General features: G+C 34.4%; 25 protein-coding genes. 4 read left to right on the top strand and 21 right to left on the bottom strand.

Annotated elements, in window-relative coordinates:
- Position 1 precedes the first annotated feature (1 nt).
- Positions 2–631, top strand: a complete 630-nt coding sequence (locus PLI06_02270; protein HOI76423.1) for an RlmE family RNA methyltransferase — start codon at positions 2–4, stop codon at positions 629–631.
- Here the strand turns inward: PLI06_02270 and rpl12p are convergent.
- The 8 genes from rpl12p to PLI06_02230 form a co-directional block, all read right to left on the bottom strand.
- Positions 611–919 (bottom strand): 50S ribosomal protein P1, encoded by a 309-nt coding sequence (gene rpl12p / locus PLI06_02265; GenBank protein ID HOI76422.1) that lies wholly within the window; start codon positions 917–919, stop codon positions 611–613. The two genes, PLI06_02270 and rpl12p, sit on opposite strands and share 21 nt — an antisense overlap.
- Positions 920–936: 17 nt before the next feature.
- Positions 937–1,947 (bottom strand): 50S ribosomal protein L10, encoded by a 1,011-nt coding sequence (locus PLI06_02260; GenBank protein HOI76421.1) that lies wholly within the window; start codon positions 1,945–1,947, stop codon positions 937–939.
- Positions 1,944–2,588, bottom strand: coding sequence for a 50S ribosomal protein L1 (locus PLI06_02255; protein HOI76420.1), 645 nt, complete (start codon positions 2,586–2,588; stop codon positions 1,944–1,946). The genes PLI06_02260 and PLI06_02255 overlap by 4 nt, the downstream gene beginning before the upstream one ends.
- Positions 2,589–2,600: 12 nt before the next feature.
- The gene (locus tag PLI06_02250) at positions 2,601–3,080 is read right to left on the bottom strand and encodes a 50S ribosomal protein L11 (protein ID HOI76419.1); all 480 of its coding nucleotides are present in this window, start codon (positions 3,078–3,080) and stop codon (positions 2,601–2,603) included.
- Positions 3,081–3,090: 10 nt separating this feature from the next.
- Positions 3,091–3,549, bottom strand: coding sequence for a transcription elongation factor Spt5 (locus PLI06_02245; GenBank protein HOI76418.1), 459 nt, complete (start codon positions 3,547–3,549; stop codon positions 3,091–3,093).
- 75 nt (positions 3,550–3,624) lie between these two features.
- Complete coding sequence (locus tag PLI06_02240; protein HOI76417.1) at positions 3,625–3,828, bottom strand: protein translocase SEC61 complex subunit gamma; 204 nt, start codon at positions 3,826–3,828, stop codon at positions 3,625–3,627.
- A gap of 24 nt (positions 3,829–3,852) precedes the next feature.
- Positions 3,853–4,974 (bottom strand): cell division protein FtsZ, encoded by a 1,122-nt coding sequence (gene ftsZ / locus PLI06_02235; GenBank protein ID HOI76416.1) that lies wholly within the window; start codon positions 4,972–4,974, stop codon positions 3,853–3,855.
- Between the two features lie 138 nt (positions 4,975–5,112).
- Positions 5,113–5,952 (bottom strand): D-aminoacyl-tRNA deacylase, encoded by an 840-nt coding sequence (locus PLI06_02230; GenBank protein ID HOI76415.1) that lies wholly within the window; start codon positions 5,950–5,952, stop codon positions 5,113–5,115.
- Positions 5,953–6,016: 64 nt separating this feature from the next.
- On the opposite strand from PLI06_02230, the gene PLI06_02225 reads away from it, so the two are divergent.
- Positions 6,017–6,583 carry an SEC59/DGK1/VTE5 family protein gene (locus tag PLI06_02225; protein ID HOI76414.1) on the top strand — a complete coding sequence of 189 codons (567 nt, stop codon included), beginning with the start codon at positions 6,017–6,019 and terminating at the stop codon, positions 6,581–6,583.
- Here PLI06_02225 and pheT read toward each other — a convergent pair.
- From pheT to PLI06_02210, 3 genes are read right to left on the bottom strand one after another with little or no spacing between them, the layout of a single operon-like run.
- Positions 6,561–8,219, bottom strand: coding sequence for a phenylalanine--tRNA ligase subunit beta (gene pheT, locus PLI06_02220; protein ID HOI76413.1), 1,659 nt, complete (start codon positions 8,217–8,219; stop codon positions 6,561–6,563). The two genes, PLI06_02225 and pheT, sit on opposite strands and share 23 nt — an antisense overlap.
- Positions 8,220–8,223: 4 nt before the next feature.
- Positions 8,224–9,714, bottom strand: a complete 1,491-nt coding sequence (locus PLI06_02215; protein HOI76412.1) for a phenylalanine--tRNA ligase subunit alpha — start codon at positions 9,712–9,714, stop codon at positions 8,224–8,226.
- A gap of 5 nt (positions 9,715–9,719) precedes the next feature.
- Positions 9,720–10,223 (bottom strand): hypothetical protein, encoded by a 504-nt coding sequence (locus PLI06_02210; protein HOI76411.1) that lies wholly within the window; start codon positions 10,221–10,223, stop codon positions 9,720–9,722.
- Between the two features lie 239 nt (positions 10,224–10,462).
- Between PLI06_02210 and mcrC the strand changes: the two genes are divergently transcribed.
- Positions 10,463–11,074 carry a methyl-coenzyme M reductase I operon protein C gene (gene mcrC / locus PLI06_02205; protein ID HOI76410.1) on the top strand — a complete coding sequence of 204 codons (612 nt, stop codon included), beginning with the start codon at positions 10,463–10,465 and terminating at the stop codon, positions 11,072–11,074.
- Positions 11,046–11,855 carry an HAD family hydrolase gene (locus PLI06_02200; protein ID HOI76409.1) on the top strand — a complete coding sequence of 270 codons (810 nt, stop codon included), beginning with the start codon at positions 11,046–11,048 and terminating at the stop codon, positions 11,853–11,855. The genes mcrC and PLI06_02200 overlap by 29 nt, the downstream gene beginning before the upstream one ends.
- Here the strand turns inward: PLI06_02200 and fen are convergent.
- The 10 genes from fen to PLI06_02150 all read right to left on the bottom strand — a co-directional run bounded on the left by fen (position 11,852) and on the right by PLI06_02150 (position 20,287).
- Positions 11,852–12,850 carry a flap endonuclease-1 gene (fen, locus tag PLI06_02195; protein HOI76408.1) on the bottom strand — a complete coding sequence of 333 codons (999 nt, stop codon included), beginning with the start codon at positions 12,848–12,850 and terminating at the stop codon, positions 11,852–11,854. The two genes, PLI06_02200 and fen, sit on opposite strands and share 4 nt — an antisense overlap.
- Before the next feature lie 4 nt (positions 12,851–12,854).
- Positions 12,855–13,028, bottom strand: a complete 174-nt coding sequence (locus PLI06_02190) for a DNA-directed RNA polymerase subunit K (protein ID HOI76407.1) — start codon at positions 13,026–13,028, stop codon at positions 12,855–12,857.
- A gap of 78 nt (positions 13,029–13,106) precedes the next feature.
- Positions 13,107–13,517: a helix-turn-helix domain-containing protein gene (locus PLI06_02185; protein HOI76406.1), complete on the bottom strand. Its 411-nt coding sequence runs from the start codon at positions 13,515–13,517 to the stop codon at positions 13,107–13,109.
- 472 nt (positions 13,518–13,989) lie between these two features.
- A complete protein-coding gene (locus PLI06_02180; GenBank protein ID HOI76405.1) occupies positions 13,990–14,418 on the bottom strand; it encodes a UPF0179 family protein in 429 nt (142 codons plus the stop codon).
- Entirely contained in the window at positions 14,415–15,455 is a 1,041-nt protein-coding gene (locus PLI06_02175) for an NAD(P)-dependent glycerol-1-phosphate dehydrogenase (protein ID HOI76404.1), read from the bottom strand. Before PLI06_02175 ends, PLI06_02180 begins: the two co-directional genes overlap by 4 nt.
- Positions 15,456–15,493: 38 nt before the next feature.
- Positions 15,494–16,318, bottom strand: a complete 825-nt coding sequence (locus PLI06_02170; protein ID HOI76403.1) for a DUF63 family protein — start codon at positions 16,316–16,318, stop codon at positions 15,494–15,496.
- Positions 16,319–16,349: 31 nt separating this feature from the next.
- A complete protein-coding gene (locus PLI06_02165) occupies positions 16,350–18,440 on the bottom strand; it encodes a hypothetical protein (GenBank protein ID HOI76402.1) in 2,091 nt (696 codons plus the stop codon).
- The gene (locus PLI06_02160) at positions 18,440–18,988 is read right to left on the bottom strand and encodes a DapH/DapD/GlmU-related protein (GenBank protein ID HOI76401.1); all 549 of its coding nucleotides are present in this window, start codon (positions 18,986–18,988) and stop codon (positions 18,440–18,442) included. Before PLI06_02160 ends, PLI06_02165 begins: the two co-directional genes overlap by 1 nt.
- Before the next feature lie 4 nt (positions 18,989–18,992).
- Positions 18,993–20,063 carry a hydrogenase formation protein HypD gene (gene hypD / locus PLI06_02155; GenBank protein HOI76400.1) on the bottom strand — a complete coding sequence of 357 codons (1,071 nt, stop codon included), beginning with the start codon at positions 20,061–20,063 and terminating at the stop codon, positions 18,993–18,995.
- Positions 20,063–20,287 carry a HypC/HybG/HupF family hydrogenase formation chaperone gene (locus PLI06_02150; GenBank protein ID HOI76399.1) on the bottom strand — a complete coding sequence of 75 codons (225 nt, stop codon included), beginning with the start codon at positions 20,285–20,287 and terminating at the stop codon, positions 20,063–20,065. Before PLI06_02150 ends, hypD begins: the two co-directional genes overlap by 1 nt.
- Between the last annotated feature and the right edge of the window lie 170 nt (positions 20,288–20,457).

The raw sequence follows: 20,457 nt of genomic DNA, 5'->3' as shown, positions 1-20,457 counted from the left end.
TATGTATCAGCAGAAAGATGGGTATCACAGAATGGCCAAGAAAGAGGGTTATAAGTCCAGAGCCTCTTTTAAGCTTATTCAACTTAACAAAAAATTCAATATTATAAAGAAAGGGTATAGTGTATTAGATCTAGGGGCTGCTCCCGGCGGATGGATGCAAATAGCATCAACATTAGTAGGAGATACAGGGTTAGTAGTGGGGGTTGATTTGAAAAACGTGAAAGAAAAATTCCCCAACTCTTTTTTTGTCCAAGGAGATATATTTGATAGTTCAACTATAGAGAGGATTAAGGATATTAAACAAGAATTTAACGCCATTATTTCAGACCTTGCCCCTAACACATCAGGGATTAGATCTTTAGACCATGAAAAGTCTATTGATCTTTGTTATAGAGCCTTAGAATTATCCACGAATTTGTTACAATATAAAGGAAATCTACTCATAAAATTATTTCAAGGAGAATATACTAAAGAATTAGTAGACGATATAAAAAATGATTTTTATTACGTTAAAATATCAAAGCCTGAGTCATCAAGATCAGCAAGCCGTGAAACTTACATCATATGTAAAGGATTTAAAAAGAGAAAATTAAAAATAGAAGATACAGAATTAACCGAAGAGAGCGCCTAAACCTTCAAGTGCCGATTCTTCTGCTTCTTCTTTCTTTTCTTCCTTCTTTGATTCAGAAGCTTTGTGGTCTGAAGCGGCTGCTGGTGCAGCTACAGGTGCTTGAGCAACTGGCATTGAAGCAGAGCTTATAGCATCCTCAATATCCACACCTTCCAATGAAGATACAAGAGCTTTAATTCTGGCCTCATCGACTGCTACTCCAGCGGCTTTTAAAACACTGTTTAAATTCGCTTCATTTATTTCCTTCTTAGCCTCATGAAGGATCATCGCAGCATATACATATTCCATAATCACACCTCCATTAATTAACCAAATAGGGCACCTAGACCTTCTAATCCGGCTTCCCCATCTTTATCTTTATTATCTTTATTTTCTTCAACCTTATGTTCAACTACTTTTGTCTCAGCAGGGGCTGACGATTGAGATACGTTGAGCTTATTTTTAAGTTCATCGTCCAACGCAGCGCCATTTAACAATTTGGATAGACTGAGAGCTTGGGCAACACTCTTTGACATTATTGGCCCAATAGTCTCAGGAGAAACTATATTTGCACCAATTGCCAAGGATTTTGTTTTAAGTGCACCTTGCTGTATTAATAGTTTTACACTTTGTTTTGTAAATATTCTTCTATCAAAGGATAGCGCCAAAGCATTTGAAAATGCCTTTATTACGTTATTTCTAGTTTGGGCGTCATCGATAGTTAGAACATCTCTTTTGAATAATAGTCCATTTTCATAAGCAGCCGCCAAATCTGCACCAACTTCCATTGGTTCAATTTTAAGCTGAGAAAGAATGTCACTAATTTTCTTGGATATTATTTCTCCATGCTTTACGAGTACTGCATCTCTTTCAATAGATATCGTACCCTTGTCAATTTTAGCTGGGACTCCAAGAGTTTGAAGCTCACTTACAAGTGGCCCTGGTGGCAATCCTGTACTTCCTTGAGGGATTATTATATCATTTTTTGCAACGTCACCTGGTTTTGCTGGTGCTGGTGCTTTTGATTTTTGTAAAAGTCGGTAAATTCTAAAAGGATTTTCATTAGAAAAAACGAAAGCTGCTCCTGCATTAATATGGTCCATTAGGGATTCTTTTTCAGTTTTTTCAAGAGCTATCTTCATTAACTTATTTTTTGACATTCTAAAAGTAACTTTGCCTCTTAGTTCTTCCCTTATATTCTGTAACTGTTTTGCAGGTATCCCTTGAAGTTCAACAACTCCTACTACAGGAGAAGACTTAATCATATCTCTTAGGGAGTTAACTTCTTCTGCTTTCCATTCAGCTACGTCCCCTTTAACTGCTACTCTTCCCTTCATTTAAAATCCTCCAGCTTTACTGCAGGCCCCATAGAAGTTTTTATGTAAATTGATTTTATGTTATCGAATCCTTTCTCAAGTTTCTTTTCAAAAAACTTAACAATTTCTGTAATGTTTTCCGCTAACATCTCATCGTCCATTTTTTCGGAGCCAACGAACATATGAATGACGGACTGATTGTAGCTTTTTATTTTAACTGTTTTTTTCAGTTTATTTAATATAGGTTCAAGCGAAGCAGTTGGAGGCAAAGGTGCAGGTGTTTTTCCTCTTGGCGCAAATATTGGACCTAATGATTTTCCAACTAAGGTCATGAAATCTGTTTGCGCTATGAAAAAATCGTGAGTATTTGCAACTTTTTTTGCAAGTTTTTTGTCCTTTGCGAATTTTTCTATGTCTTCTTGATCAAATACAGACAAGTTTTCCTTTTTGGCTCTTAATGCCATATCCCCTGAAGCAAAGATCCCAATCTTCACATCTTTGCCCCTTCCGTTAGGTAAAACAAAGTCTTCTTTGATTCGGTTTTGTGTTTTTTTCATGTCTAGTCCTTGAAGATTTATACTCATCTCCATTGACTGTGTGAAGTTTCTCGGCTTTGAAGTTTCCTTTGCCTTCTTCACTGCTCGTAATACAGCCTCTTTCAAAACGATTCCTCCTTATTTAATTATATTATCGTATTTTCCTTCTTTTATCTCGTTTTGGACTACTCTGGGGTCTTTGCCCTCACAAGTTACGCCCATAGAAACACATGTTCCTAGAATCTCTTTAACCACTCCTGCAATATCAGGAGATAATGAAGAAGGTTCCTTCATCTTAGCAATTCTAACAAGTGCATCTATACTAATATCTCCAACTTTACTTGAAGATGGTGTAGAAGATCCTTTTTCTAATTTAAGATCTTTTAGAATTAATGCGGATGCGGGAGGAACACCAACTTCAACTCTGAAGTTCTTTTTGTCATCAACAAAAATCTTAACTGGGACTTTCATTCCTTGAAAATCTTTCGTTTTTTCATTTATTTCGGCGACAACCTTTCCCACATTAATACCAAGTGGTCCCAAAGCAGGTCCTAAAGGTGGACCGGCAGTAGCCTTTCCTCCATCAACAAGTGAGGTAACAGATCTCTCTTTTCCCATTATATCACCACTAGCTCTTTTTCTCTATAATTCTGACATAATCTCCTTTAACGGTAACGGGTATAGGCACCATTGCTTCAAGAAGCTCAACTGTAAGTTCTTCTTTGCCTTTATCTACCCTTATAATCTTAGCTTTTTCACCCTTAAATGGCCCTGCTATTAATTCTACAATGTCACCTTTTGCAAGACCAGATACCGATGGCTTAGCCTCTAAGAAATGACTTATTTCATCAAAGGCGATTTTACCTTCAAGAATCCCTCTTACATTTCGAAGGCCTTGAATGGCTTCTTCTACAGCCCCTTTATCACTCGCCTCAATGAAAACATACCCTTTTAAGGTTTCTGGTGCTAAGACTGCATAAATTTTAAGGTTGTTAGTTTTTACTTTTCCCTCTATCATCTTTGCTACGTTCTGTTCTTGATTAACAGCTACCTTTAATGCAAAGATTGGATTCTCGTCATCATCCATTACATTCTCACCCACAATAACAACAAAATCAAAGGTACTCAAAGATTTAAAAAGTTTAGCCTTTTTAGAAGGAATTTATGCTCCAAGACTTTGGATTAAAACTGAGAGATATTTTATTGAGTAACCAATTATCCCAATAAGTACTATCCCAATTCCAGTTACTTTAGATGTAAGCGAATATTCCTTTCTGCCAGGCTTCTTAGCAAGTTTTAGCACTCTTGTGTATTCGGAAATCCAACTTCTTGCTCTTTCCTTTTTCTTTAGATTAGCCTCTGTCATGAGGCTAATTAATGAGAATCCTTTTTAAATGTATTCTATTCCAAGATCGATTCCCCTAACGGGTGTTTCGCTCTCTATAAGCATCTCAGTTTCTTTTCTTCCGAATATGTAAGGTGATTTGACTCCTGAAAGAACTACCATTACTCTAAGTCCATTTTTAATTTCTTCGTTTATCATTGCACCCCAAATAATCTGGGCATCTGGCTCAAGTTCATTTGTTACATGCTCTACGATCTTCTCTGCTTCTTCTAGTTTCATATTTGAACTTCCAGTGATGTTAATTAACGCGCCTTTGGCACCGGTTACATCTACATCTATCAGAGGGCTACTCAAAGCTTCAGTTATTGCTTCTTTAGCTCTGTTCTCCGTATCGGATTCTCCCATTCCGATCATTGCAACGTCTCCTTCTTTCATTACAGATCTAACATCGGCGAAGTCAACGTTTACTAATCCAGGTTTTGTAATTAATTCAGCTATTCCGCCAACAGCTCTAATCAGTATATCATCAGAAACTTTAAAAGCCGCGTTTATGGGTAAACCAGGTGCTATATCTAGCAATTTATCGTTTGGTATGACAATTACAGTATCGCTAACTTTTCTTAATCTCTCAAGTCCTTTTTCGGCATTTCTTTGTCGTCTCAAACCTTCAACTGTGAAAGGTAAAGTCACAACTGCAACAGTTAGTGCCCCCATTTTTTTAGCAATTTCGGCAATTACTGGTGCAGAACCAGTCCCCGTTCCTCCACCTAATCCACAGGTGACAAAAACCATATCGCTTCCTTCTATTACTTCTTTAATTGTCCTCTCGTCTTCTCTTGCAGACTCTTCTCCAACTTTTGGATCGTTGCCTGCTCCTAAACCTCTAGTGACTTCTTTTCCAATCAATATTTTTTTGTCTGCTCTAGTATCTAGTAAATCTTGGGCATCAGTATTAACTGCTATTGCTTCAACTCCAATTACTCCAATTTCCATTAATCTGTCAATTGCATTGGAGCCAGCTCCACCTGTTCCTACTACTTTTATCTTGGCTCTTGATTCTCTAAGTACTCTTTCAAGTTCCTCATCCACAGAAGTATAGCGATGATCCTTAACAATATCTTTTTCTGTTACCGCCCTCTCAATGGCATCTTCAATAACAGATCTCATTTAACTCCCCCTTTATCGTTAATGTAGCTACTTATTATTGGTAACATAAAACTCCTATTTGTTATCTATATAGGTTAATAGTATATAAAGCTTTTGCTTAATAATGCTATGTATAATGCTTCGCTTTAGTGGTAATCCTTATTCTTTTACAATATCACTTGTTTTTACAAATGATATACTTCTACTAGTAAGTTTGTCTTTTAAATCTGACCGTTCCTTAACTCCCTTCCAATCTAAAAGAACAACGTCCAGTGGCCCACTTTTTGTTACTAATTCATAAAGAATTGAATCCGTGACTGGAGTATTATACTTTGCAATTACATGGCCTATTGCAATATCGGTATTTAACATGATTTCAGTAAATTTAGGGCAATAATGACCCCCGCCTATTCCAGCGGCGATTCTGAAAGAATATTTATTTTCATTATAAGAAAGCGATTTGTAAATTGCTGAAGATATAACTTCACCAGCTTCTTTTACCCCCCAATATGTTTCATCGCTTCCAATCTCAATAAAAGTTGTAGGAAGCCCTGTTAATGGCCCGTGGTGTGTAGCTTCAAGGGAAACTTCAAAAGATATTTCAAGGTCTTTTGATAAATCCATGATTTCGTTTAATACTAGTTTTTGAAATACCGGATTAGACGGAGAAACTTGGCCGTCTTTACCACCATAATCCGCGTTACCAAAATTTCCTGGTGTGTGGCAAGTTAAAGTTGGTATTTTGGTAACAGATTTATGTCTTGTTGCAAAAAAAATTGAATCAATAGCGCTTAAATTATAATCTTTAACTTCTTCTTGTACTATATTTTCTGGAAAATCTGTATAAATAGTTTCATTTTTTATTTTTACAAGTAATGAGTCTTTATTCTTATCATAAAAAGTATTACCTTCCAGTTTTTCAAAGGGATAATTTTGAATTAAGTTCTCTCGTATATTTTCTCCAGCCATATCTAATTCTGAACTTATTATTAGTTTCATCTATATACCCCAAACATTAAAAATAACCCCACTTATAATGTTTATAAATTTAATGAGGATTACTATGGATTCTGAGTTCAAAAGGAAAATATTTCACGAGATAGGATTGTTGATCCCAATAAGCTACTTATTCTTTGACAAAAAAGAGGCAATATTTGGAATGTCCATTCTAGTTCTTGTTTTCGTATTTGTGGAATTTTTAAGGTTAAGATACAATTTTGGAAATGATTTTATCCCAAAAGTTGTTGGAAAAACTGTTAGAGATTATGAAAAAGTTGATTTGTCAGCTGCAACGTATTTTATCATTTCTTCATTTTTTACAGTTCTTCTATTCGAAAAAAATATTGCCATTGCAGCTATAAGCTTCAATTCTGTAGGTGATTTTTTTTCGGCTATAATCGGTAAGAGGTATGGGAGAATAAAATATATGGGTGGAAAAAAATCAGTGGAAGGCAGTCTTGCCTGCTTTGTATCGTGCCTTCTTGTCGGACTTCTTATTTTAAATCCATTTATGGCTATAAGCGGTGCACTTGCTGCTACATTTGCAGAAGGATATCTAATAAAAGTAAATGATAATTTATCCATACCACTAATATCAGGAATAATTCTTACCCTTGTATCTTTTCTTTGAAAAGAGCGAATAAAGCTGAGAGGTCAATCTCAAATGCAGAAACTGGCATTTCTAGTTTGAAATTATATAACACTTCAGGATTTAATTCTCCCATTTTGCCTATATTTGACCCATCGATTTCTAGAGCGCAAGATCTTCCTTCAATAAAATAAGGATACTCTTTTTCATTTACAGAATATTGGAGCCCGAAAGAAGAAAGAAGGCCATTAAATATTCCCTTTATTTCAGAAAAATTGGCCTTGGGGTGGCATATTGTGCAAGAAAGATACTGCTTTTCTATTAAGTTTTGATCTGGAACAACTACCCCTACTTCAAATATATTCTGAGGGTATTCATAGTGTGAATTTGAAACTAATGTCTTTATTAGCAAGGGCAAGAGACTACTCCTAACAGTGTCAAATTCCGTATTTACAGCATTCCTTGTCTTTACAAGTTTTCTTTTATTGTCAAGCATTTTAGTAATCAAAACATCTTCATTAGAGAGGATGTAATTCTTTACTTCGAAGAAATTAAATCCCACCATCACTTCTTCTATCTTTCTTATGAATACCTCGATAGAATTCTCTTGGCCAATTGTTGCAATTTTGGGGATTTCGGGAATAAAGTTTTCAAATCCGTAGGCAATAGACACATCTTCAACTAAATCTATTGGATGTAAAATATCTGCTCTGTAAGGCGGAATTTCCACAATAATTTTATCTTTAGATTTTGAAGCTATGCCATATCGCATTTTCATTAATAAGTCTGCTGTTTCAGCTTCAGATAAATTCAATCCTAGTATCTTATTAGAATATGAAAGATCCAATTCAAGTCTTTCCCTATTAAGGTTTGGATAAATTAAATCTTTTCCTTCGTCGTTCAATTTTAGAGAGTATATCTCCGCACCCCTAATGAAAAGTCCCATCAATATTATGTTCAAAGCGTATTCAATACTTTTTCTGTGAGTACCCGTAATATCTAAGAATAAATTTTTTGTTTTTTCTGTGACTTTTGTATAGTCTGAATTTATTATTGGTGGCATTGACAAAACTTGGCCATTGTCATCTACCCATATAGGGCATTCTTCAAACTCTGACAATAGATGAGAGTATGCAACTCCCTTTGGGTGGGTCTTTAATATTTCATCAATAGTTAGATTCTTTTCAAATTCTAAAGGTATAAAAGAGAAGTCTCTTGGCATTGTTGTATACTTAATGGGGAATTTAATCTTATCTAGGTCATGCACACCTATTGCAACTTTTTTTCTATTTCTACCGTGAGTAATATGCAGTTTTTCCTGTATCTGCATTAATGACCTAATTGTATCATCATCAAATTTAATTCCTTTGACTATTGCACCAACTGCAAAAGGCCTGACAGATTTGACTTTAGGGTCAACTTTACCCCCGTAACTGGAATTATGAACTTTGAAATCTATGGGCCCTTTCTCAATTCCCATAAAACCTTTAAGTGCACTTGTAAATCCCTCGATCGATAACAAATCTGGCCTATCTGGGAAAACTTCAACTACTACCTCAGGATTTACTTTTTCAAGGTCAGTGCCAATCATAGATATCCTATCACTTAATGTTTTATCATCAACATCTTTTCCTAGTAGGGATATGAATTCATTCTTATCAAAATTAACTGTCGGCATCTTATCACCCTTTCATCCAAATAGGTAATTTTTTCATCATGTCGAGGTCGTTCATATACTTCTGTCGGATGTCAGTCAATCCATAATATTCCATCATAATTCTACCAAATCCTGGGCCCCATGCAAGTACCGGTATATCCTTTCCCAAGAGAGGTACAACTACTTCAGGTCTAAAAATACCTGCGCCCAAGAGTTCTACCCATTCACCTTTATTTTTATTATAAATGTCTACTTCGATACTTGGTTCTGTGTATGGGAAATATGCAGGTCTAAATCTTATTTTTGAATGTCCCATTTTGTTTAGGAAACGTTTGAGGTAACCCAGAAGGTGTTTAAAATTAGCATCCTCATCGACTACTATACCATCAGTTTGATAAAACTCAAAAAGATGTTTCCAGTCAAGTTTTTCATTTCTAAATACTTTACCAACTGAGAAAAATTTTACAGGTAAATCTTCAGGTTTTAAAGTACTGAGAGTTCTTACAGAAAGAGATGTAGTGTGGGTTCTTAGGACATATTCTTCACTGATTTTTTTATCCCATTTATATCCCCAACCCTTGGAGTTTATGTCGCCTCCGTGTTCATGCATAGCACAAATTTTATTAGAAAATTTTGGATCAATTTGCCCAAATCTTGGAGATTCAATAAAAAATGTATCTTGCATGTCTCTGGCAGGGTGGTCTTGAGGTTGAAATAATGCATCGAAAACCCAAAAAGAAGTATCTATCATTGGACCTGACATTTCTTTAAATCCCATCTCAAGCCAGATTTTTCTGATATACTCAATTGCCTGATTAACAAAATGTTTTCTTGAAGGGTAGAATACTTTGACATCCGATGAAACATCAAATCTTTTTAAAGTAACATCCCTCCAGTTTTGATTTTTTAACATGTCTGGAGTTAATTCAGAAATCTCGTCTGTTATTTCTATTCCTTTTGATAATTCTTTTTTTCCTAATTCAGTCAGGTATATCTTTCTGACAGTGTCTAATTTCCTTTCAACAAGTTTTCTCTTAACAAGAAGAGTTACTAGATTATCGTCTACTAATTTTTTCTTAGAGATATCTTCTAATGCAATCTCTTCAGAAGTTTTTTCGTTTAATACAGTTTTTCCTTTATCTGTCAAAGAGAATGATAGCGAATTATTATTTTTCTCTATAGATATCCACCCATTTCTTCTTGCCATTCCAATGGCAATATTTCTTTCTTCTTCAGAAAGTCCAATTTCACCTAATGGGAGTTTATCTTTTATTCCTTTAATGAATATCTTTTCTAATAGTCCGTTTGCTAAACTTGTTTTACCTTCATTCGTTAGTAACAAGTTAGAAACGCCTTTTTCATCAACTATTACTAACTCCTTACTTGACAGATAAAGAAGAGTTCTCATTACTGCGACTTCGGGTAATTGTGAAATCTTAGCTATTTCCTCAGGATTTGATTCCCCTTTTAAGTCACCCAATACTTTTAGAATAATCTTCTCTTGCTTTGAGAGCATTGAATTCACTTCTTCTTAAATTCGATAACGCATGGACCACCATTTTTGAACTGTGGTTTGTATTCCCACTTTTTTGATTCTCCTGGTTTTGAGTTTTCTATTGCACCTATAATTGCCATTGCTCTGTTACATGCTAATTTTTCTACTTTGTCTTCAGAAACTAGCATGTTGCAATGTTCATTGTAAGGACATTTATTTACGGTATAAACAAAGCTTTCACTGTTACCTTCGATTTCATGATCTTTTCTATTCATAAAACCAGTTTTAGAAACTTCTTCTACATACATCTTAGCAGCGTCAAATCCTTCAAGACCATATTTAAACTCTGCCCCAAGCTCTTTCCATTTGGCTATAAAAGGTCGGATAGAAATAATAATCCATTGTCTATAAAATGCTTCAGGTTTGCCAAAAAAACTATTTGCTGTCTTTTCTATACCATAAACCCATGCGTTCATAACAGTCATTACGGCGTCTATTTTTCTCTCTTGGTCTTTACATTCTTCGGCCAATTAAAATCACCTTCTAATCTGCATAACGGATGAATAGTCATTTATAAATCTTTTCTAATAGTTATTTTAAAAGATATGCAAAGAATTAAAGAAAACGCATTTAACAATGCTTATTGTTGCTATTCCTTTAAGTATGCTTGTTTGGCCTCTTGGCATACAGATAATCAAGTAAATTAATAAAGTAAAAAATATCAAATCAATAGGAAAGTTTTAAAATAAAAAATAAACTGAATATATAGTTGATTTTTATGATTGGAAGAAATACGCATATGGTCCAGTGCAGAATGGGCGGAGGAATGGGCCTTGGTGGGGGGCTAGCACAAAGAGGCACTTTTGCAGATGCAGGTAGGGATATTATAGCGATAGCAATGAGCCCTGGAAGAAGACATATAACAAAACCAATATGCGAGATAACTTATGCCATGAGAGAAGCTGGCATAAAGACAAGTGTTATGGTATTAAACGCTGGAAATGGAGTTCCCCCAGAAGCTCCTTCTTCGGGGGTAAGTGTTCTATTCGGTATTGAAGAAAAGGAAGTTGAAATATTAAATGAATTTAAGCTTGCAATAATACATCTTGGGAATATTAGGACCCATGTAATCTATAAGGCCAAATTCATTCTAGATCTTGCCCCTATTGACGCAATAATTGCATGCCAAGCCCCCGTTACCCTTGAAGATTTTGAAAAAATAGGCGTAAAAACTATTAATAATGATAATGGAACTACAAAAGGGAGAGTAGTCGAGATAATAAGTGGGATTATAAGGGGCCAAAGTTGCCCACAAGAGAAACTTGATGAAATTATCTCCAAAGTAAAAAGAAATGTCCACCATGATAGCAATAGTATTTGATAAATCCGGAACACTTGTTGATACTAAAAGAGTATCAAAGGATTTGGAAAAAAATGAATTTATTTACCACAAATCCTGTATAGAATTAATTGAAGATAATCCAAACCTTTTTCTTGTAACAATAACTACAGATCCAAGATGCACGTTTTTGCAAGAAGATTCTAAAAAAAGTCTTGGGCACTTGATTAAAGACCTAAATATAGGATTCGAAGTAGTATTTAAAGGCACGAATGCCACAATAGAAAAAGAAAAAATTCTCAAATGGGCAGAAGATATAACTATCGAAGAAGTTAACGAAACAATAAAAAAACTAAAAAAGCAATATGATGTTTGTACCTTGGTTGGATGTGGAGTTGTTGGGGACGCCGAAAGAGAAAGAATAACTCATATAGTCGCTTCTTCAGGTAAGATAAAAGAAGGGGTTTTTCAATTATTTGACTTTCTCCAATCAGAAGGGATGGATATTTATCTTGCCACGGGAGACAATCCCTGTTCAGTATACCCCCTTGCAAAAAGACTTGGGATATTGGATAATTTCGTTTTTCCTCAAGTAGACCCAGAAGGTAAGAGAAAAATTATATCAAATCTAAAAAAGACCTACGAACAAGTAATAATGGTAGGCGATGATATTAATGATAAAGGAGCTTTCGAAGAAGCAGATTTAAGTTTCTTAATACTAGAAAGTGAAGCTAAAAGAAAAAACGATTTGAAAACTATAGTTGATTACACAATAAGTGAGCCTCTAGAAATTGAAAACATCTTAAAGAGATTTAAGATTTAAAAATACATATCGAGAGTTTTTTGTTTTAGAGTATTTTCTAGAGAGAATTCAATTCTCTCTATTCCTTTCTCTACTCTAAGTTCTGAAAACTCGTATCTGTCACATAGTATCTTTAATATTTTTTCCTTTTCTGGCTTTTGAAAGGAGATTTTATAATTATCAGAAACATCTGGATTCAAAAAGAGATTAATTATTTGATCAAATTCTCCATATTCCCCAAATTTCCCATCTCTTACAATTTCTATGGCTTTTTTGGGACCAATTCCTTTTATTCCGCCAGGATTATAGTCAGTTCCAATGAGTATGGCAACTTGAATCAATTGTTCTCTTGAAAAATTGAGCGAATTAAGTACATTTTCATTAGTTATAATCTCAGGCACAACATCAACAAATAAATCCTTGCCTGGAATCTTCCTTTTTCCAGAAATAGTCAGATTTCTTACTAAAGAGGGAGCCCCAAAGAGTATTGAATCGTAGTCCTGTGATGCAGATAAATCCGCATCGCCTTTCAAAACAACATATGCAGCCTGAGATTCACCTTCTGATGGCGATTCAATATATGGAATACCCATAGAATCTAAAAGTTCTTTAGAACTAGTTACCATGTCTCCCTTCAAAGAAGATGTCATTTGGGAATATTTTTTTGCTTCTTTAAAATCTCCTCGGGCTTTGGCATCGATGTACTTATCTCTTGCTTCGTCCTTGGCTTCTTTTCTTTTTTCAATTGTTTGGAACTTTAATTCAGGTGGCTTACCATCAAAAACATATATGGGCCTGATCCCTTGTTCAATGAAATTAACAGTTCTATAAAAAAGACCGGACAGATGAGATGTTACCTCTCCTTTTGAATTTTTTAATGGAGTCCCATCCCTCTGCCTTATAATAGCTAAAAATTGGTAAAGTGCATTATAAGCGTCAATTGCTACACTTTTACCATTTAAATCCGAAATATCAATTTTTTGTTTGGGGACTATTTCACCCAGGTTTACGCCCATAAGGCTAATCCCTTACAACAGTTATTGGAATTACTCCCTTCTTCATTTCTTCTTGTGCAATTCTAATAGGGTCAAGAATAGATGTTTCAAGTAATATAGGTGCCCCTAAAGATATCTGAAGGGCTCTAGCCCCAATAATTCTTACTTTTTCATATTTTGTATAGTTCAACGACTCCACCATGCTTGAATGAATATAAAGGGATTATAAATTTTATTGTTATAAATAAAATTGGAGCAGATTTTTTGCAAGAAAAGTTTATTTGCCTACCGTATTCTCCCCTTTTTTTATCTTGTCAATAATATTATTGAATAGTTTAATGAATTTTTCCCTATCCTCGGCATTATAAGTTTGCATTATACTAATATGAATCGCTAGAACTTTTTCCAATACTTGTATATGTTCATCAGCAGTTTTTATTGACTCAATTAAATCTCTTGTTTTTCTAAGAAGAACATGCTGTGCATATGAGAGCTTTGTTGCGACAAAGTAAACCTTTGCCATACCTATCCGTCTATAATCAACTAGCCCTATAGCCCTCATTATTTCAAGATATTTTACAGCGGTGGCTCTAGACATATTAAGATTATCGGCAATCTCTGAAGGAGTAGCGCCAATTTTTACACCTTTAAGATACTCTATAATGGCCTCTTCGGCATTTTCTTCCATTGATGCTCACCATCATTATCTCTAACGTTAATATATATAAATGTTACTACTATCAGTATTCAAAAAAATTGATTTAATTTAAAGCACTACTAAAAATATCCCTGTATATTGAATTTTAATTCTTATACTAATGATAAATAACAGTTAAATTCAAGATTAATAAATTACTTATTAGTATTAATTTTATTATATAATAACTATCGATTAGATTATAGTATTCCTATTAATTAGATAAGATAAAGTTCAACCATATTGACTATAGATATTAATATTCATCATTAAAAATATTTTCTAAATTATTATAATACAATAAATAGAAAGATTTATATACTATTGAGTTACAATAATAACTAAAGGTGATAAAAATGAAAAAGAAGGCTAAATCAATTACGCCCTTAGCAGTAATGATACCAATAATAGTCTTGGATATATTATTAAAGGGAGAAAAGTCAAGTTCATTTAGGTTTGTATACTAATCTTTTCTTTTCAGGGTTACTCTTACGATATTATTGTTTAGTGGACATTCTATTTTCTCTTTAATTGTAATAATATGAAATTTATCGCCGATCTTTATTCCATCTGGAATACAAAAATCATGATATTGGCATCTTTCATTGCAAGAAAATGAAAATACTCCTGTTGCACCTTCAATTGCAAATTTCTTAGGGATTGCAGCTTCAATTTGGGATTCATTTACTTCAACTATTTTAACTCCTGAATCATGAATTTTGCAAGGATGCTCAATATTTCTTACTGAAGAAACGGTATATATCCTTCCAGGTTTTAGATTATCAACACATGTTTTATAAAATCTACATCCTTTGCACTCATCATCCCCCTTCCCCGCTACAAAAGAAAATCCTGGTTTTGCAAGATTTTTAGGGAGGAGGGTAAGAATCAATCTATTACCCCCGTAACTTTAGCAAGTTTAGTAGCTGCCCTCTCAGTAAGCCCACTCTCACCAAGTATTGTATATCTATCTCTAATTTTATGTGCCATTGTTAGTGCTTTTATTAATTCTAGATCTGTGACTCCAAGTTCTTCAGCAGTTGTAGGGGCTTTTATCTTTTCAAGCGCTTCCTTTATTGTTTTATACTTGTCTTCTCTATGTAGATACATAGTCATTATAGAACCAACTCCGCACTGTTCCCCGTGCATTGCAGGTTTTTCCGCAACCATATCTAGTGCGTGCGCAAATGCGTGTTCTGCACCTGAAGCAGGTCTAGAGGATCCTGCTATGCTCATAGCGACTCCAGAAGATATAAGTCCTTTCAGGACTTTTCTGGAAGATTCTTCCAAACCTTCTTTTATTACATCGGCGTTGTCAATCGTCACCTTGGCACTCATTGATGATAAAGATGCTGCATGCTCACTATAATATTCGCCTTTTAATTTATGGGCGAGTTGCCAATCCAAAACAGCTGTATAATTAGATATCAAATCCGCACACCCAGACGCTAGGAATCTATATGGAGCTTGGGACACTATCTTAGTATCGGCTATTATTGCAATAGGAGGTTGTGCCTCTATTGATAATTTTTTTTCACCATCCTTAATAGATGCTCTAGACGAAGCTATCCCATCGTGAGATGCAACTGTTGGATAGCTAATAAAAGGAATAGAGATATTAAAGGACGCCAGTTTTCCAACATCTATAACTGATCCCCCGCCTATTGAAACAGCTATATCATATTTTTCTTTTTTCAGAATATCTGCAATAGAATTTACTTCAGCCATTGAAGCAGTTTTAACTTCATAATGGTCACAGTTCAAATCATCAGATACTTTTTTTCCGACAATCCCTCTTGTTATTGGATCATCAAGAACAACGGGATTTTTGTACCCTAACTTTTCAACTGTTGTTTTAACTGAGCTCCAGAGGTCTGAGCCCATCACAACCATTCTTGAAAGATTGATGATATGGATAGGATTTTCCATAAAAATAAGTGTTTTATACTATTAATAAGTCTTTTGAATCAAAAAAGGGAAGGCAATAATGTATTTCTGAATCCTGGTCCGAATCCAAGTATGAAAACCAGTACTTTTATTGAAAGGTAAAAATTATGCATCATCAATGTTGTAATCATAAATTTATATTTAAATATGGTAACTTCCTTTTCCTTGAAGTTTTTTCTCTCTTCTTTGTATAGAGTATCAAGTAGATAGATTACTACAAGGATTAATAATAATTTTAAGGGTATCATGATTAAAGCAGTGCCAGTGAGATTTATCAAAAAAAGAGGTAACAAGTGTTCTTCTCCAAATCCATAATAATCAATAGCAATGAATGTGGCGCACCCGTCCAGCAAATGCCCAAATAGTATTGCTGTGTTTTCAAACTCTCTAATAGATTTGTAGAATAGAGGTGATATTATGTATACTGTCAATGTGATTCCAGCCGCCATCAAAAGAGGAACTATAATCCTCAAGGGATAGTTAAAAAAAGGAATTAAATTAGCTAAAAAATAAATAGTGCCCATAATTCCAACTGCAAATGGAAGTTTCCAATAAGATAGGATATTTCTCTTTTCAAGTTGAAATCCAATTAATATCATAGTAAATGCTAGAACAAACGCAACTATGTATACCCCTGGTGTAATATTCCAAAGTTTTGATCTTTCATAAAATCCGACGTCTGCCAAGACTCTTATGGCTATGGCCATTATCATATAAGGAGAAATTGCAATTATGAAGGTTTTATCAATTCTTATTTTATTGAAAAGAAATTTCAATGCAAGTGTCAATAGAACGAGAAGAATTCCTATGTATATAACATAGTCTTGAGGCTGATAAACTCCCATACAAAGACACGAAATAATTAATTAAAAAGCTTTATGGTTTTTTCCTTAGTATATCAACCATCTTTTGGTATATTTCTTTTTCTTTCCCTTCCGTAGTTTTGGAAAGTCTTTCGACAATTAGCTCAGGTGTACTTTTTCCAGCTTTATAGAATACTGGCTGTCTATCAACAATCAACTCTAATGACTCATCCAATCCTTTTGCTTCTATACCGTCAACTCTCATGTCTTCTGGCAATTTACCTTCTATCGATTTAATCGAAGAGATTATATCTTCACCAAGATGCGTAACTATAACACACAAGGTATTAGAATTTCTCAAAAAATTTAGGAATGTCCCTATAATCCTAGCTGCAGAGCCAGGTTCTGTAATAGCTTCGAGTTCGTCTACAAGCAACAATCTCTTTTTTTCTTCAATTGCAAGCGGTACAAGCCTTTTTAGACTTGTTTCAAATGCTCCTCTTGACTCTCCTCTGTGCTTTGATAAGAATCCAATTTCATCAAAGATTGAGGCATATGAATCGTCAGCAGGAACTAAGAACCCCATCTGAAAAAGAATCTGAATGGCAAGTGCAAGTTTCAAAAGAGTGGTCTTACCTCCTGAGTTTGCACCTGTCAATATAATAACATTTTCATTTCCAGCCATAGTATCATTTGTAGTCCCAATCTTATAATTAATTGGAATGGGATTTTGAATTAAAACATTTTTACCATTTCTAAAACTTAATCCTTTTTCAGATATTTTTGGCATCAGAAGATTCTTTTCAACGGCAAATCTCCCCATAGCCACAAAGAAATCAATGTCGTAACATTCCTCAACTCTATGATTCAAGAAATCCCATAATTCTGAGATGTCCATCATTTCTTTTTTTAGTTCAAATTCCCTTCTTGATATTTCTTTTCTAATATTTTCTTTGATTTCAAATAATTCATTTCTGTTTGCCTCTATTGGGAAAGATACTTCTTCAGGGAATAATCCTGAAACATCTAAACCTGTTTTTTGGTTCAGGCTTTCTACAGATTCCTTGACTATTTTTCTATATGCTTCCTCAAGTTGTTTTGGAATATAAGTCTGAAAAGCTTTCAAAGGATCAGAATGTTTTATGTCCGAGAGCATTGATAATATATCCTTACCAGCGATACCAATATCCTGGCTTTCAATTATTTTAGAAAATCTTTCATTAATATCCTTCTCTATTGTTTTAACCATTTCCTCTAGATTTAGCGCTTCCTTTAGCTTATTTAGCCTCTCGTCGGGAAAATTTCCTTTAGAAAAAGAGTCCACTCTATCCGATATTTTTTGGAGTTTTTGAACGTAATCAGATAATTTTGCACCATCGTCAGCAGCTATATCCCGGCTATTTTTAATCTCAAAAAGAACTTTATACATATCAAGTATCAGTTCAATTTTTTCAGAATTATCAATGAAGCGTTCAATGAATAACTCAGGAACTATATCTCGAATAGAGAAATCATCGATATTGATTGAAAAATCGGATATTTCAGAGAGTGTGTCATAAAGAGATGAATTTTTTCCATACAAGTAAAATATCAATGGATAATCATCTCTGATCCCTCTTGCCTCATGAGGCGATGTAAGATATATAGAATCATAATATTCTGATTTTGTTTTCGTTGATAGTTCTTCGTCGTCTGTTATTAAAACTCTGTCTCTAAATTTTTTGAGAGAGGGGATTTTCAAATCAGATATACCATCTAAATAGCCTAATATTTTATTAATTTCTTCTTGAGTTAGACCCTCTACAAATTTTTTTGCCTTGTAACAGTAATTTAATCTCTTTAAAATCAATTCCTTATCTCTAAGAGGCATATAAAGATAGAATCTATTTCTTGACCTCTCTGTTTTAGGGTATGAAACTAGGATGGACACTATCTCTTCATATATCTCCCAAGCGTCCCCAAAAAGAACTTCTTCATACTTTTTACCAGTAATCTCTTCAAATGTTTCTTTTTGGATCTGTAATATTTTCTTTTTACCAAATCCAGGGACCTTTAATAGCTTTTCAAGTTCTAGTTTTTCTATTATGCTTTTTAATTCATCTTCTGAATAATATTCTAAAGCCTTTTCAAGACCTTTTTCCCCTAAAATTTGGCAAATATCCATTAACGCCTGTACCCCCTTGCGAATTCACAGTTTACACATAATACTTCTTCGTTGAACTTGAATTGATCTTTAGTTGAATCTGCTAGTTTGTCAGCTTTTTCTTGCTCTGTTATTACGGCCCCATGTGGAACAAATTTATTATCGCCAATTTTTACACCTACAACTATTGCACCGTGACCTATGAAGCATTCTTTTCCAATTTCTGAGCTATGAACTACTGCCCTAAATCCTACAAAAGAATTATCTCCTATTTTTGTAGGGCCGTGAATTACAGTGCCATGTGCTATTGAAGTCTTTTTACCAATTTCTACAGATGTATGTTCCAAAGCATGGACTATAACGCCGTCTTGTAAGTTACTCTTATCCCCTATAATTATGGGGGTGCCTTCGTCCGCCCTTAAAGATACAAAAGGTGCGACATAGACCTCTTTTCCAATTCTCACATCTCCAATCACTGAAGACATTTCATCGCAAAAACTTTCTTTGTCAATATTTGGATATCTACACTCCTTATTAAAGGAACAAGTTGGATTTTCTTTTATTGCCATATCTTCACCTAAAAGATTTTTCATATTTAAAGGATATGTAACAAGCACCCTCTCTAGAAACCATGCATGGGCCTCTAGGACTTTGTGGCGTACATATATTTCCAAATAATGGGCACTCGCTTGGGATTTTTTCTGCCCTCAAAACTTCCGGGCAGCTGCACCCTTTCTCTTCAGGGATATCCTCTATCTCAATATTAAATTCCTTGTATGCGTCTTTGTTGGAAAACTCACTTTTTAAAGAGAGCCCCGATTCTGGTATTACTGGAAATCCTCTCCAGCGTATATCGCAGGGTTCAAATACCTTTTCCATAAGTTTTTGGGCTTTAGTATTGCCTTCTGTCCTTACACCACGAACATACTCATTTTCAACTTCAGCTCTTTTTTCTTTAATTTGTTTTACTAGGAGGTAAATTCCCATAAGTACATCGTTAGGTTCAAATCCACATATCACTTGAGGCACATGAAATTTTTTAGATATCGGCTCATATGGTTTTGTTCCGATTATCGTAGAAACGTGCCCTGGATCTATAAATCCTGAAAGATTTATTTTCCCGCTGCTCAATAACAAATCCATAGCAGGAGGAACTACCCTGTGTGCCGATAAAACAAAAAAATTATCTGGAGAATTAAGAACTGCAACTGCAGTTGTTGGACAGGTGGTCTCAAATCCAATAGCAAAATGAACAATCTTTTTATTAGGATTGGATATAGCAAGATTAATTGAATCATTAATACTATATACCAGTCTAATGTCAAGCCCAGATGCTTTTGCATCTGACAAAGAACGTTTAGATGGTACCCGTATCATATCTCCGTACGTAGTTACAATAGCCCCTTTTTCGGCAACTTTAACAGCGGCTTCAATTTCACCTTGTGTTGTTACACAAACTGGACACCCAGGACCAGAAACAACTTGAATGTTTTCTGGTAACAAAGCTCTAATGCCATAATGAGTAATCACGTGCTCGTGCGTTCCACAAACATGGCACAGTTTTATTTCACCCAAGTCTTTAGAGATTTCAGATATTTTTCTTATTAGTGTATCTGAAGCGTTACGGTCTTTGTACAAATCCACTAAAAATCCTCCTGAGCTTTTAGGAGTTCTTTCCAGATCTCCAAAGATTCCAGAGCTTCTCTCTCGTCCATTTTTTCAATTGCAAATCCAGTATGGACAATTACATAGTCTCCAATAATAACATCTACAAGGTCTAATCTTACTTCTCTTTTAATTCCGTTGAAATCAACTATTCCGACACTGTCTTTTATTTCAATAACTTTACCTGGAACTGCAAGACACATGATTTTTACCTCAGTATATCGATTAAAAAGTCTTTCTTTGTATAGATTTATTTTATTGATTAGACTTCACTTATAAAATAGATTATTAAATGTTTTCAAGATTTTTTCTTTTTGTATAAGATCATTTATTTATAGATTTGACTATAGAGCTTAACAAAAAATCATAAACT

This window comes from Methanofastidiosum sp., from assembly GCA_035362715.1.
GTDB lineage: Archaea > Methanobacteriota_B > Thermococci > Methanofastidiosales > Methanofastidiosaceae > Methanofastidiosum.
This window is presented reverse-complemented; position numbering and strand designations above follow the sequence as displayed.

Bases quoted from the DNA above. Each gene is read 5' to 3' on its own strand.
- PLI06_02200 (HOI76409.1), top strand. From the start codon at position 11,046: ATGTCCACCATGATAGCAATAGTATTTGATAAATCCGGAACACTTGTT.
- PLI06_02160 (HOI76401.1), bottom strand. From the start codon at position 18,988: ATGGCAATAAAAGAAAATCCAACTTGTTCCTTTAATAAGGAGTGTAGA.
- fen (HOI76408.1), bottom strand. From the start codon at position 12,850: ATGGGCGTAAACCTGGGTGAAATAGTCCCCAAACAAAAAATTGATATT.
- rpl12p (HOI76422.1), bottom strand. From the start codon at position 919: ATGGAATATGTATATGCTGCGATGATCCTTCATGAGGCTAAGAAGGAA.
- PLI06_02170 (HOI76403.1), bottom strand. From the start codon at position 16,318: ATGGGAGTTTATCAGCCTCAAGACTATGTTATATACATAGGAATTCTT.
- PLI06_02270 (HOI76423.1), top strand. From the start codon at position 2: ATGTATCAGCAGAAAGATGGGTATCACAGAATGGCCAAGAAAGAGGGT.
- PLI06_02165 (HOI76402.1), bottom strand. From the start codon at position 18,440: ATGGATATTTGCCAAATTTTAGGGGAAAAAGGTCTTGAAAAGGCTTTA.
- PLI06_02230 (HOI76415.1), bottom strand. From the start codon at position 5,952: ATGAAACTAATAATAAGTTCAGAATTAGATATGGCTGGAGAAAATATA.
- PLI06_02185 (HOI76406.1), bottom strand. From the start codon at position 13,517: ATGGAAGAAAATGCCGAAGAGGCCATTATAGAGTATCTTAAAGGTGTA.
- PLI06_02175 (HOI76404.1), bottom strand. From the start codon at position 15,455: ATGGAAAATCCTATCCATATCATCAATCTTTCAAGAATGGTTGTGATG.
- PLI06_02250 (HOI76419.1), bottom strand. From the start codon at position 3,080: ATGGGAAAAGAGAGATCTGTTACCTCACTTGTTGATGGAGGAAAGGCT.
- PLI06_02225 (HOI76414.1), top strand. From the start codon at position 6,017: ATGGATTCTGAGTTCAAAAGGAAAATATTTCACGAGATAGGATTGTTG.
- PLI06_02245 (HOI76418.1), bottom strand. From the start codon at position 3,549: ATGGATGATGACGAGAATCCAATCTTTGCATTAAAGGTAGCTGTTAAT.
- pheT (HOI76413.1), bottom strand. From the start codon at position 8,219: ATGCCGACAGTTAATTTTGATAAGAATGAATTCATATCCCTACTAGGA.
- PLI06_02215 (HOI76412.1), bottom strand. From the start codon at position 9,714: ATGCTCTCAAAGCAAGAGAAGATTATTCTAAAAGTATTGGGTGACTTA.
- ftsZ (HOI76416.1), bottom strand. From the start codon at position 4,974: ATGAGATCTGTTATTGAAGATGCCATTGAGAGGGCGGTAACAGAAAAA.
- PLI06_02150 (HOI76399.1), bottom strand. From the start codon at position 20,287: ATGTGTCTTGCAGTTCCAGGTAAAGTTATTGAAATAAAAGACAGTGTC.
- PLI06_02260 (HOI76421.1), bottom strand. From the start codon at position 1,947: ATGAAGGGAAGAGTAGCAGTTAAAGGGGACGTAGCTGAATGGAAAGCA.
- PLI06_02240 (HOI76417.1), bottom strand. From the start codon at position 3,828: ATGACAGAGGCTAATCTAAAGAAAAAGGAAAGAGCAAGAAGTTGGATT.